The 11,988-nt window shown below is 68.9% G+C and carries 11 protein-coding genes, 1 tRNA gene and 3 pseudogenes; 3 read left to right on the top strand and 12 right to left on the bottom strand.

The genetic code is table 11. The features are described 5' to 3' along the window. Nucleotides 1-41: 41 nt before the first annotated feature. Nucleotides 42-464, bottom strand: a complete 423-nt coding sequence (locus SLAV_RS37755; RefSeq protein WP_051841391.1) for a hypothetical protein — start codon at nt 462-464, stop codon at nt 42-44. A 296-nt stretch (nt 465-760) separates the two neighbouring features. Next, nucleotides 761-1,330: a site-specific integrase gene (locus SLAV_RS41330; protein WP_158740891.1), complete on the bottom strand. Its 570-nt coding sequence runs from the start codon at nt 1,328-1,330 to the stop codon at nt 761-763. A gap of 71 nt (nt 1,331-1,401) precedes the next feature. On the opposite strand from SLAV_RS41330, the gene SLAV_RS37745 reads away from it, so the two are divergent. After that, a complete protein-coding gene (locus SLAV_RS37745; RefSeq protein WP_030239444.1) occupies nt 1,402-2,280 on the top strand; it encodes an ATP-grasp domain-containing protein in 879 nt (292 codons plus the stop codon). A gap of 26 nt (nt 2,281-2,306) precedes the next feature. On the opposite strand, the gene SLAV_RS37740 is transcribed toward SLAV_RS37745, so the two are convergent. The 7 genes and pseudogenes from SLAV_RS37740 to SLAV_RS40675 form a co-directional block, all read right to left on the bottom strand. Further along, nucleotides 2,307-2,807 (bottom strand): hypothetical protein, encoded by a 501-nt coding sequence (locus SLAV_RS37740; protein WP_037688710.1) that lies wholly within the window; start codon nt 2,805-2,807, stop codon nt 2,307-2,309. Between the two features lie 4 nt (nt 2,808-2,811). Next, nucleotides 2,812-3,024, bottom strand: coding sequence for a hypothetical protein (locus SLAV_RS37735; protein WP_030239447.1), 213 nt, complete (start codon nt 3,022-3,024; stop codon nt 2,812-2,814). 2 nt (nt 3,025-3,026) lie between these two features. Beyond that, nucleotides 3,027-3,670 (bottom strand): annotated as a pseudogene (locus SLAV_RS37730) (IS5 family transposase); the annotation flags it as partial. A 448-nt stretch (nt 3,671-4,118) separates the two neighbouring features. Continuing rightward, nucleotides 4,119-4,643, bottom strand: a complete 525-nt coding sequence (locus tag SLAV_RS37725; protein ID WP_234333918.1) for a peptidylprolyl isomerase — start codon at nt 4,641-4,643, stop codon at nt 4,119-4,121. Between the two features lie 634 nt (nt 4,644-5,277). Continuing rightward, a tRNA-Arg gene (locus SLAV_RS41325) sits at nt 5,278-5,395 on the bottom strand. Nucleotides 5,396-5,755: 360 nt separating this feature from the next. Further along, a complete protein-coding gene (locus tag SLAV_RS37720) occupies nt 5,756-6,112 on the bottom strand; it encodes a nitroreductase family deazaflavin-dependent oxidoreductase (RefSeq protein ID WP_051841478.1) in 357 nt (118 codons plus the stop codon). Beyond that, complete coding sequence (locus SLAV_RS40675; RefSeq protein WP_106979793.1) at nt 6,079-6,465, bottom strand: NAD(P)H-binding protein; 387 nt, start codon at nt 6,463-6,465, stop codon at nt 6,079-6,081. Before SLAV_RS40675 ends, SLAV_RS37720 begins: the two co-directional genes overlap by 34 nt. 59 nt (nt 6,466-6,524) lie before the next feature. On the opposite strand from SLAV_RS40675, the pseudogene SLAV_RS37710 reads away from it, so the two are divergent. Then, nucleotides 6,525-6,920 (top strand): annotated as a pseudogene (locus tag SLAV_RS37710) (winged helix-turn-helix transcriptional regulator). A gap of 37 nt (nt 6,921-6,957) precedes the next feature. Continuing rightward, nucleotides 6,958-7,173 (top strand): annotated as a pseudogene (locus tag SLAV_RS42870) (IS630 family transposase); the annotation flags it as partial. 241 nt (nt 7,174-7,414) lie between these two features. Here SLAV_RS42870 and SLAV_RS37700 read toward each other — a convergent pair. The 3 genes from SLAV_RS37700 to SLAV_RS37685 form a co-directional block, all read right to left on the bottom strand. Next, nucleotides 7,415-7,891 carry a roadblock/LC7 domain-containing protein gene (locus SLAV_RS37700; RefSeq protein ID WP_051841476.1) on the bottom strand — a complete coding sequence of 159 codons (477 nt, stop codon included), beginning with the start codon at nt 7,889-7,891 and terminating at the stop codon, nt 7,415-7,417. A 527-nt stretch (nt 7,892-8,418) separates the two neighbouring features. Next, a complete protein-coding gene (locus tag SLAV_RS37690) occupies nt 8,419-9,345 on the bottom strand; it encodes a hypothetical protein (protein ID WP_030240379.1) in 927 nt (308 codons plus the stop codon). After that, a complete protein-coding gene (locus tag SLAV_RS37685) occupies nt 9,342-11,018 on the bottom strand; it encodes a hypothetical protein (protein ID WP_158740968.1) in 1,677 nt (558 codons plus the stop codon). Before SLAV_RS37685 ends, SLAV_RS37690 begins: the two co-directional genes overlap by 4 nt. Nucleotides 11,019-11,988 lie beyond the last annotated feature (970 nt).

The following is an 11,988-nucleotide window of genomic DNA, read 5'->3' as shown; positions in this document are numbered from 1 at the left end:
TGTGCAGGTTAGACGTTTCCGAGACTTCTGAACACTGTTGATCACTGGCTGCGCGGTCGAGGCAGCCCGAGCGCGACAACCGGACGTCGAGTGAGCCTGACCGCCTCGGCCTGCTTCGTCCGCAGAAACGTCAGCGTCAGATCGATCCCATCAACCTCCCCGCGCCACTGCTCCTCCTCCGCCTTCTTCCGACGCAGGAGAAGGTCCTTCGCGATCTCAGCGAGCCGGGACAGCATCTTCGGGTTGACCTGCAGCATTGGGCAGCGGATGCAGGCGTGCTCGTGACGGCAGGGAGATCCGTAGGGGCGAGCGCAGTTCCCAAGCTCCACCTTGCGTTTGTCGAAGTGCTCTTCGAACTCGGCCCATTCCTCGACTGTGACGTCGCCGTATTCGCCGTCTGGTCTCAGAGTCCGGCGATGGTTCAGGAACTGCTGGTAGGACCCGACGATGTCCTCGGCGAACACGGCGACATAGCCCTGGGTGGTCTGGAGATTCTGGGCGCTGGTATTGACGGATGCTGAGGTGGGTCAGCTCGGTGAGTTCTTCGACGCGGATTCCGCTGTGCCGCAGAAGCTCGACGCTTGCCCACTCCCAGAAGGCGATGTCATCGGCCTTGGTCACGTCGGTCGTTGCCCCGGTGTTCTCGTCAACGACTCTGACGGTGGGATCCTCAAGGAGTCGGGCCATGCGGCGATCCGTGCCAGAGTTGGTGCGGTTGTAGCGGTGCCCGTTGAGGGAGAACGCGCCGCCCAGCGGGGTACTACGGCCGGCCCTTGGTCACGACATAGATCTGCTGGCCCGACCAGTCGATATCGTTGGGCGCCACTCCGAGGAGCTCGCCGGCTCGTGAGCCACTGGAAACGTAAAGCAGCACCGCAGCCCTGTCCTGGTCGTGCGTCATCGCCCTGAAAAGCTCATCCCAGAGGTTGTCAGGGATCGCTCGCGGATCGGCCGAGCGGACTCGCTGGCGCAGCCGGGCCCGCCGGAACTGAGGAGTGGGCATCTCGGGGTCGTGGTGAGCCAACGCTCGACGCTGGGCGGCCGACTCCGGCACCGGGTTCACGAGGGGTCCGCGGTTATGGCGCCGGTGGAAGGCATAGAAGCTGCTGACGACGGTCAGATTGTGGTTGATCGTCGCGGGCGCGTAGCCAGCCCTCAGATACGTCTTGCCGGTCCGAGGGTTCACCGAACCGGGCGGAGGGGCATCTGGCCTTCGACGCCGGCGCTGCGGATTCCCTTTCGTCCGAAGCCAGCCCACCAGCGCAGACGCCTCGGCTTGGGTGGCCCGCTCCCAGGCGACGCCGAGGAACCACAGCAGGCTTCTCTGCACTTGGCAAGATGGCGTGCCTGGCAGCGCGAAACCAGTGGCCCGCCAGCTGGAGGTTCCGTAGCGTGTCGGTCATGCCGATACCCGTCCTGTACTGCCGTGATTCGTTGAACCCTCGACGCGTAGACGAACACTTCGCGCTGGAAGCTCGGGAGGTCCGCGCCTGCGGCGGGGCAGTAGGGCTGATCGACCACGACGCGCTGTTGCAGGGCGACGCGCAGCAGGCTGTCGCACAAGTTCCGGCTGGGCTGGGAAGTGCCTGGTACCGAGGCTGGATGATTCCCAGCGATCTATACGCCGCGTTGGCTGAGGGCCTGAGCCGACGTGGCACAGAGCTGCTCGTGACACCGGAGCAATACCGCAGTGCTCACGAACTGCCAGGCTGGTATGCAATGTTCGTCGACATCACGCCCGCGAGCGCGTGGCGTCCCACGAAGCCCGGTGAGACGCTGACCGCCGTTGACCTGGCTGCTCTCGCTGAGCCCCTGCTGCCAGGCTCGGGAATCGTGAAGGACTACGTCAAATCGCGGAAGCACGAGTGGGAGCAGGCGTGCTTCATTCCCGATCTCGCCGACATTGAGGGGCTGACACGGGTCGTTCAGCGCTTTGTGGAGCTGCAGGAGGAGTTCCTGGCTGGTGGGATCGTTCTCCGCGCCTTCGAGACGTTCTCGAAGCTTGAGTCCGTCGCGGCCGAAGTGCGCGTGTGGTGGCTGGATGGCGAACCCAGGCTGCTGACGCCCCATCCGGATAGCCCGTTCGGGCGCGGGCTGGTGCCCGACCTTGATCACATCCGGCCTGCAGTGCGGCGCCTAGGATGCCGGTTCGTCACAACCGATGTGGCCCTTCGCTCGGACGGGGTGTGGCGGGTCGTCGAAGTCGGTGACGGCCAGGTCAGTGATCTGCACCAGTCGAGCAGCCGAGGCGAATTGGCCGCACTGCTGGTCGGTCCGTAGCCCTTGCGCTCGTTCCCCGTACCAAGTCAAATGGTGTGCTCGTCGGGCCTTGACCGGTTCGTGGGTGAGAGCCAGTCGTCTGTGTCGCGGTGGTGGCCGAGTCCGACTGCGGCGAACTCGTCGACGTGATTGCCCTTGGTCACGCCGAGTCGCCGCAGCGCCTGAGAGATCGGAGTGCCGGTCGGCGACGGTTCCCCGTCGGCAAGGTGCAATGGGCCAAGGACTACCTTGCCTGCATCCCAGACCTGTGCGGTCTGGGTCCCTGCCCCGCCGAAGTAGTCGGCCTCGACGTAGGCCACCGGCGCTGCCTTCGAGCACGCGCTCAGCAGGCGATCAAAGCCCGCTGGGGCCTTCCAGAACCCGTCGAGTTCGGGTGCTCCGGCGACCGTAACCGCATCGAACAGCGCGTCGGTCAACGGCAAAAGCCAGGGGTGCTGGCCGAGAGGAATGATGCACGCCTCTGTGGTGGAGCCGGCCAACTCGCGGAGCACGGGTTCGGTGGCGATGACCGCCTGCAGGCAATACATCCCCTTATTCTCGCCTGGCCGCTGATCGCGGTGCGATGCCGGGTATGCCGAGGTCGACCGGCGCGACCCTGGCGAGCCGACGGGTCTGGTCCCGCTTCTGGCGCAGGAAGGACATGGTGAGGTCGATCCCTTCGATCTCACCGAGCCACCCCTCTGCTTCGGCCCGGGCCCGGCGGGCCAGAAGTTCGACTTCGATCTCGTCGAGGCGGGGCAGCATCTTTCGATGCCCCGGCGGGCGATGCGGTGGCGGATGCCGCGTTGGCGGAGCCAGCGGCGCAGGTGGTCGTAGTCGTAGCCCTTGTCGGCGTGGAGCTTGCCGGGACGCCGTCGGCGAGGCCCACGCCGGGACCGGATCGGCGGGATCCCCCACACGAGCGGTTCCAGACCAAGGCTGTCGTGCATGTTCGCGCCCGGGATGCCGAGCGAGACCGGCAGTCCGTTCCGGTCGGTGATCAAGTGGATTTTCGATCCGGGCTTGCCACGGCCGGTCGGATTCGGTCCCGCCAAAGACCCCCTTTTGCAGCCCTCAGGCTGACTGAGCCGATCGCACAGCGCGACCAGTCGAGTTCCCCGCGGGCGCCGAGTCCGTCGAGGATGACGCGGTGGAGCCGGGCTCAGACCCGGGCCCGGCTCCACTGGGCGAAACGTCGGTAGCCCGTCTGCCAGCTCGGGCCGAACACTGGCGGGAGCTGCCGCCACGTGCAGCCCGAGGTCGCCACGAAGATGACCGCGGCCAGGGCCTCCCGGTCACCCGCCCGGCGTCGGCCGCCGCCCTGCGGACGTATGACCTCCGTCGGAGGCACCACCCGCCGAAACAGCACCCACAACTCGTCCGGCACCAGCCGCTCAACCAGATCCGTCATGCACGGTTCAACGAATGATCACGCCAAAAGAAACGATGCCTAAGCCGGACATCGTCCCCTCCACGACCCACGGGGGTTGGCCCGGGCCGCACGGGAACGTACCAGCCCGCCGGAGGGCCTGGATTGGAAAAACTGACATCCTCCAGCAACAGCCCAGGGCCGCCCCCACACCCACCCGCACCTGCAGCCCGTACAGAACCGGCGGGCCACCGAGCGGACCAGCTGGGAGCCGTGCGAACCGGCCGCGCCATGCACAGACACCGGACACCCCCGTCAGCTCGACGGGTACGGCGAAACGACTTTCTGTCCAGCCCGGCGGTTTCGCCGGGGCGAGTGCTTCCGCGACGGCCCAACGTGTCCATGTGCCTCGGCTCCGGCGGCGAGCGTCGGCCCGGCTCCGGGCTTCGGCTGCCGGTCCGGGCTCACGCGCGGACCGGCCGCCGGGGCGTCAGTGCCGGCCGGACGGCCGGACGCAGAACAGCTCGGTCCGCAGCACGGGTGTGCCGTCGACCGGTGCCGGCTCCTCCGCGGTCGGCTGGATTCCTCCGGCGGCGACCTTGTCGAGCGTTGCCAGGCCGTCGGGGCCGACCGTGCCGAACACCGTGTAGTTCGGTCGCAGTGCGGAGTCGCCGTAGACGACGAAGAACTGTGCACCGTTCGTGTCCGGCCCGGCGTTGGCCATCGCCAGCAGGCCGCGCCCGTACAGGCGGCGCGCGCCGGTCGGATCGGTCGGTGCGGGCGGCAGGTCCACCGGGAGCTCATCCTTGTACTTGTACCCGGGCCCGCCCTCACCCGTACCGGTCGGGTCGCCGCACTGCAGGACCTTCAGCGTCGGATACGCCGTCAGGCGGTGGCACACCGTTCGGTCGTAGAACCCGTGCCGGGCCAGGTGCAGGAAGCTCTGGACCGTGCACGGTGCCTTGGCCTGGTCAAGGTGCAGCGGGAGGGGGCCCTGGCTGGTCGGGACGGCCATGTCGACCACGCCGCGGCTGGGGGTGCGCCGTGGGTCGGGCGGTAGCGGAACGCGGCGCGCGGGCGGCTCGTCCGGGGTCTGTGTGTACTGGCATGGGCCGTGCGTGGTGCGCGGCGGAGCACCGTCGGAAGCGGTGGCGGCACCTCCCCCGGACACAACCAACGTCACGGCCGCCAATCCGCTGATCAGTAATCGGTTCATCTCGTGCGCCCTCCTGATGATCGCCGGGTTTCGGAGCGGTCGCAGTCTAAGGGCGTGATGCGGTCGGCGGGAATGGGCACGAGCCCGGCCGCGGCCCGTGCTGCGGAGGTGTCTCACGCCGCCCTCGTCGCCTCCCTCTGCAGGGTCCGTGGCGAGGGCCGCCGTCGGACGCGGGCAGGTCAAAAGCCATCAACAACTCATGGGGAATCAGCCATCATGAAGAAAGCCCCGAAGCCCGGGGCATGCAGTCGACGGATCATGGGGCACGACAGCCCGATGTTCCTGCTTCTCGCCAACATTTCCGTGGCCACACAGGCTGGGTCGTTCCCCGGATCCGCCGACAACCGTTCCTGCTTGTGAGGTTCTGGCACGACTTCTGTGGACCTGGCGCGACGCGGCAGGTCCGTGCGCTGGACTACGTGCAGGTCGGGTGTGGTGCCGACGGGATTTGAACCCGCGGACAGATGGGAGCAGGTCCGCCCCGTCTCCGTCAGTCGCCGTGGGAGGGACCTCGCCCACGGCGGTGCAATGAGCCGCTCTGCCACGGCACCGCAACCTGCGGGAATGCGCGCACTCCCGCTCCGGCTCAGGGTAGGGCCACCGTTCTCTGCGGACGAATCCTTATCTGGGACACCGGTCAACCGCTGCCATGGGTCCTCAGAAGTTGTGCCAGAACCGCTTGTGATCTATGCAGCGACGCCGAGCTTCGGTTCGAGTTCCCCTGCCTTCGCGGGCCGGCAGCCGGTGAGGGCCGTCACCGGCTCTACATGCGCATCACCCGCGTCGGCACGTTTCCTTCCCGGCATCGCCTCCTGCTGGCGGACTACCGCAGGGCTGCCCGTGCACGAGGTGCCCGGTGATGGGATCAGTGACGGCGGCCCCAGGTCTCGGGGTTCACGACACGCTTGCGGTCAGCTCGCCCGCCCGGTCGGGGTAACCAGGACCAGGGGGATCTCCCGGGTCGTCGCGGTGCGGTAGGCCGCGTACGAAGGCATCGCGGCCACCACCTCCGGCCACAGGCGGGCCGACTCGGCCTCCGTGGCCGGCCGGGCCGTCGCCGGGAAGGTGGCCGCGCCGACCTGGAGGGTGACCTCCGGGGTGGCCAGCATGTTCAGGTACCAGACGGGGTGGCGGTCAGCGCCCGCGTTGGACGCCGTCAGGACGTACGCGTCCTCGTCCCGAACGTATGCCAGCGCCGCGCGGCGCAGCAGGCCGGACTTGCGGCCCCGGGTGGTCAGGAGCAGGTCTCGACGTAGAACTCCCGCCACTCCTGCGGGTACCCCGGGGCGTCCATCAGCAGGTCCCCGGACGCGGTGGGCAGTACGGATGCCAGCCCGACCGACACCAGCCGCTTCACCCCGGCTGCCGGGAGCCCTTCCGCGAGGGCCCGGGCGACGGCCGGGAAGAACTCATCGGGGCGTGCCCCGGGGCCGTACACGGCGACCATCGCCACGTCGTGCCCGGCCGCGAGCTGCGCCACAACTGCTGGATCCGTCACCTCCCCGTCGGTCCGCCCTGCCGTCGTGACCTCGTGGCCCCGCCGCCGGGCCTCCGCCACGGCTGCCCGGCCAACCCGGCCGCCTGCCCCGAACACGATGATCCTGCTGCTCTTCGCTTCCATGGGTAGGAGCGTAGGCCGAGGGCTGGTTTCCGATCGGATACCGCCCTACGGTGTGAATCATGACGAAGCCACAGGCCGAACGGACCCCGCTGGATCCCCAGATGTTCGACCCCGTCTGTCCGTCCCCGCTGGTGCCATTCCGCGTGGGCGACAAGTGGGCCACGCTGATCCTGCGCTGCCTGCAGGACGGCCCGCGCCGATTCTCGGAGCTCTAGGTCCCGCTGCGTGGCGTCACCGCCAAGTCGCTGACCCAGTCCCTGCGCAAGCTGGAACGGGACGGTTTCGTCGCACGGGAGGAGTACGAGGGCACGGAGCGCCGTGTCGAGTATGCCCTGACCCCGCTCGGCCGGGGCCCGCTGGGCCCGCTGGACGCAGCCTGCGAGTGGACGAGGGAGCACTGGGACGAGCTGATCGACGCGCAGGAGGCAAGCCTCGCGGGGGCGGCTGATCATTGATCTGTCCAAGACGCAGGCGCCGGAAAGGAATCCCCACCTGCCGTCTAACGCACCCGACCTCAACCCCCTGGAAGGCATCTGGTCAATCCTCCGCCGGACCACCCAGGCCAACACTGCCGTCACCGACCCGAGCCACCTCATGCGCCGACTACGACACGGCCTCCGACAGGTCCAATACCGCAGCCACCTCATCGACGGATGCCTCACCGGCACCGGACTCACACTGACGACACCACGGCCACAAGCTCAGTAACCGAACCGGCCCCCAGCCAGACCACAGGCCACCACACGATCGAGCGCGGCAAGGACCTGGCGCCAGGTGTGCGGGGTCGCGGGTCAGGCGAAGTACGACTTGAACCCGGTGAGGCTGATCCGCCTGTCACCGTCCGTCGGCCTCGGCGGCGAAGCCTGCGAGCGTCACTCCGCCGAGGATGCCGTTGCAGACGGCCTTCCCCGTACCTGGGCACGGTCGCCAGGTACGGGGAAGGCGAGGATCACAGGGGCACGGACTCTTCGGAGTCCTCGAAGAGCCGCGTGGTGGCCCACCGGCGGTTGCCGGCAGGATCCGCGGTATCGCGGCTGCTGTAGGCCGGTGCCTTGGAACCGTTGGTCTCACCGCCGCTGTCCAGCGCGTAGCCCGTGGCCACGTTCACGATCTTCGAATTCAGGACGACCAGGACCGCCCACTGCGCGACGATCGCGAGGTGGACGGTGTCGCCCTGTCCCTCGTGGATCAGGACCGACTGCTCCCGCTTGTCGATCAGGTCGGCTCCGCCGTCACCGCTGCCCCCAGTCAGGACAGCCGGCGGGGTCGTGTCGACCGAGCCGGTGTCACCGGCTTCCACCACGGGCCGGCCGTCACGGTCGAACAGCAGCACCGCCTTGGCGTTCGCGTCCTGACGGAGCCGGCGCACCGATCCCTCCAGCTGCCCGATCTCTTCCTCGTAGGTCACGATGTCCAGGGTGGTCACGGCACATCATCCACAGAGCACACGTGCAGGACCCCGTCGGCCCCGCCGCGGAGCAACCTGCCGACAGGATCACCGTGCATTCGTGACCTGCCGAAATGTATGCGTATCCAGAGGTGACCGAAGCGGTCCCGCGATGCCACCCCGCTTCCGCATCGCCAAGATCACCTCATGGCCCCTTTCGCGGGATCTTGGCTGGGCTCCCCACCGGCAGCGCAAGGGCCGGAACCAGCTGTGGGGGCAGAGGCCGGCTTCATCCGCCTCGACGGCGGCCCAGGGGGGCATCCCTGCGCTGTTGTTCATCTTCGTTGGGGACAGTGGCGCCGTCGAACTGGAAGTACGGCTTCTCGCGCCAGGGCCCATCGAGATCATCGCGCAGCCGTTCGGGACTGGGCATGGTCGCCGCAGTCCCGGCGGCCTGCCACTCGCGGTACGTGGCCGGGGCGTCCTCAGGGCCGGCAGGCTCCTGAGGGTTGATGAGCACGGCCGTTGACTGCCCGTGGTCGGTGATCGTGATGCGTTCGCGGGGATCAGGTCACGCAGTCGATGAGCCCGGGAACGGCGAGGCAGTGATAGGCAGGGTCTTCCGCGTGCTCCCCGCCGACGAGGCGGAACAGCTCTTCTGGGACCGTGAAGACGGCGACTCGGAAGGCCGGCATGATCACGTCACCGACCCGTCGTTCCAGCACCGCGTGTTCCCCTCCTCCCTGATCTCGCTGCACTCGGTACAGCCCGATCGGAACGTGCGCACCTGCCGGGTATCCGTAGACCGCGATCCGGTGGCTGTGCTCCCACTCTGCGTCGGTAGCCGCGCCCTTCTTCTCCCAGCGCAGTGGTACCTCACTGGTGCTGCGTGAATCACCTGAACGTGCCGTCAGCTCCAGCCGGCCGGCCCGGGCGATAGCCTCGCGGGCGGGATCGGGCGGGAGGAACTGCATGTATCCGCTCTGGAGCACACCGTCCCCGAGGTTCTGGGTCTCGATCGGACGTCCGTTGAAGAGGTCGCCCCCCTGATCGCTGCCCAGCTCGGCCACTGGCTTTACAGGGGTGGTGTAGGTCCGTCCTCCCGCTTTCACCGTGACAGTGACCGGCTTGTCGTCCGGAAAGCCGTAGAGGCAGAGGACCGATGATTCACCCAGGACTACCCGCACCTCGTCGCTCTGCCCCGCAAGGGGTTCCCGGCTCGACGTCACCCAGACCAGCGGGTGGTCGGCCGGTCGGTTGTGGGTGATCAGACTCAGATCGTTGCGGCAGCCGAACGGACCCCCACCAAATCCCCCGAGGTCGAACTGCTGGGCCAGCAGGATGTCCCGGGCGGCGTGGCTGGTTGGGGTGGGGTGTGCATGGGTCGCGGTGATCCGACCCATGGGCGGTGGCGCCGGGGTTTCACGTCCGGCCGCGCAGCCGGTGACGACGACCATGCACAGCCAGGCAAGCCACGACAGGTGCCTGTTCACTGCCCACCCTCTCTCATCGGCCTCTCTCCTCGCCGCTCCCCGCACGTCTGCTCGGCCTGCCGCAGTTCCGCGCTGGAGCTCTGCTCGTACTGGCGGCGGCGTTCCTCGCTCGCCCGGCCGGCCTGTTGTGCCGCGGCGAGCTGGCTCAGCGCGTCCTGTTGGGCCGCACGACCTCCGGCCAGGTCGCAGCGGTCCAGGATCCATGAGGCCAGCAGGCCGTACCAGATGGCCCGTCGGACCGGGTCCTGTTCGTGCGCGATGGCCTGGCGGATGCGGTCGACAGCCGCCGCGGCATCGCCTCGGGCCGCCGCCCGACTGGCGGCGATGGACTCCACCAATGCGAGGAGGTCGGCGGTACCGGCGGCGTCATGGGCGGCGCGGACGGCCGCCACGGCCCGTTCCACCGTGCCGTCGTCCTTGACCAGCCCCGCGGTGATGCGGCAATGGTCGACCTGGGCCAGGTACACCGTGGCCGTGAGCCGTCCGCGTTCGTTGATGTCCTGGTCGTCGGCGAAGGCCCGCAACTCCCGCGACACCTGGGCGAGATCCTGTGCCTGTACGGTCCCCGGCCTGCAATTGTGGACGGGCCCCAAGGCGCGGCGGTAGGCGTTGTCCTGCAGGCTGATGGCAGCGCGCCACCTCACCGGCGATGCCTCGCCGATGGCGAGGTAGTCGGCTCGGGCTGCCTCCAGCAGCTTCTGCCGGCCGGGGTCGCCCTCGCCGGACGCCTGGTCCTCGATGGCGTGGCCGTGGAAGAGCCGAAGCAGGTCGGGCGGTACGAAACTGTCCCCGCCGGCCTCTCGCTCGGGGCCGAGCAGGCCGTCGAGGATCCGGGCGGCCTCCTTGGGGCTTCCGTTGCGCCAGGTGTCCAGGGCATCCACGAACTCCGCGAGGGTGCCGATCCGGCGGGTCAGCTCCGCGCTCACGCGGGATCGGCCTCTCGCCGACTCCCAGCCGCGGGCGACGAGGATCGGTCTGCTGAGGAACCAGCCGGCGAGCTCGGGCGAGTCCGGAGCCTGATCCGCCCTGACGTACACAGCCGGCCGCAGCGTGACCTGGCCGGCCGTATCCCTGCTCACCAGGCCGCCGACGACGATCTCGGCGTTGGTCTCGTCCGCGAACCGGGCGGTCCTCCGCTCCAGCTCGCCACGGTGGGTGCCCTGGAGCTCGGCGAGAGGGAGCGAGACCTCGCCGGCATAGCTGCGGACGCCGGTCGCAGTGGGGATCCGGCCCGCCATGTCGTGGGCGAAGGTGGCGGCGAGGTCGGTCAGGACCCGCTTGTCCTGCCGTCCCTCCTGCTGGACAAAACCGACCACGGCCACATCGCGTGCCCCGCCCATCCGGGCGAGCGGGGGCGGCGGGGGACGAAAGGCGAAGAGCACGCCCAGGCTGCCGAGGAAGAGGACCGCGGCCGTCGACCACACCAGGATCCGGGACCGGCGCGAACTCTGTCCGAACTTCTGCCCGACGACGGCACGGACGGCCAGCACGTACCCGGCGAGCGCGGCAAGGATCGCCAGGACGAGCGGCACCGGCGACAGAGCGGAGCCGACCTTCTCCACCACGAGCAGCGCGCAGGGCACACACGCCGCGAAGACACCGAGCAGCGACCACAGCCACACGGAAGCACGGCCCTCGCCATCCGGCGGGTGATCCTGTGAGTGGGCTGGCATACGCCTCCTCACCCCCACGGTTCACCGGCGCCGTTGTGTGCCGAGCAGCACAGTACGATCCGCCGAACGATGCGCGTGGTCAACGCGTCAGAGCTTCCAAAAAACAGCCCGCATCGGAGGTAGGAGGGGCGTGGCCGGCCGTGCCCGGTGTGTGGATTCGGCCGGTCGTGGTGGTGTGGGTACGCGGTGGTGGGTCGTGGGCGAGCGCTTGCCGGCACTGATAGTGCCGCTGCCGTCTGCCGCCCTGACCGACGAGGCCACCGCGGTCGCGGCCGGTGGCCGGCCGGCCGGCCGGCTGTGCCTGCACGGATGTGCGTGGGGTGGGGTCGGTGACGGCGGCCCCTGGTTTCGGCGTCGACGACGCGGTTGTGGTCGCCGCGCAGGGTGGTGGTGTCGGACTGGTTGCTCCAGATGTAGCCGCGATTGTTCTGAAACCGGTCGGTGCGGCTGGTGTTGGTGAGTCGCCATGGGTGACGCGCCCTCAAGAACCATCCCGCACGAGCCGAAACAAGTGACGGGCAGTGGTGCGGTTTGTTTGCCAGCCGGGAGTGAGCCGAGGGCCACACTCTCGACCGGTCGCCCGCCCGGCTGCAGCCCTCGCCGAGGCCGGTCACCCGAAGCCGGACACCTCCGTCACACTCGCCTGCACACCGCACACACATCCCGCCGCCCCGGCCCTGACGACCGGTCCCCCACACCCATCCGCCTACCGCCGACCTCACGGGCAGGGCGATCCGCGCGCACCGGCGCACCACCCGGCTCGCTTGGGAAACCCACCACCCAAGCGGAGCAACATATTCCGTAACGGCTGTTCGCCGGATCTCCTCGCATACCCGTATGGAGTCCGAACGCCTCTGCATGCCGTCGGCCGCAGCCCGAGCCCGGCACCTCCGGGGGCGGCCTGACACCAGGGCGGCGATCGAGGGCATCCGCGCCGGCCGCCCCTCCCCCGAACTCGGCTGGACCTGAC

This window comes from Streptomyces lavendulae subsp. lavendulae (assembly GCF_002803845.1).
GTDB lineage: Bacteria > Actinomycetota > Actinomycetes > Streptomycetales > Streptomycetaceae > Streptomyces > Streptomyces lavendulae.
The sequence above is the reverse complement of the archived record's forward strand: the minus strand, read 5'-3'. Positions and strand labels throughout refer to the sequence as shown.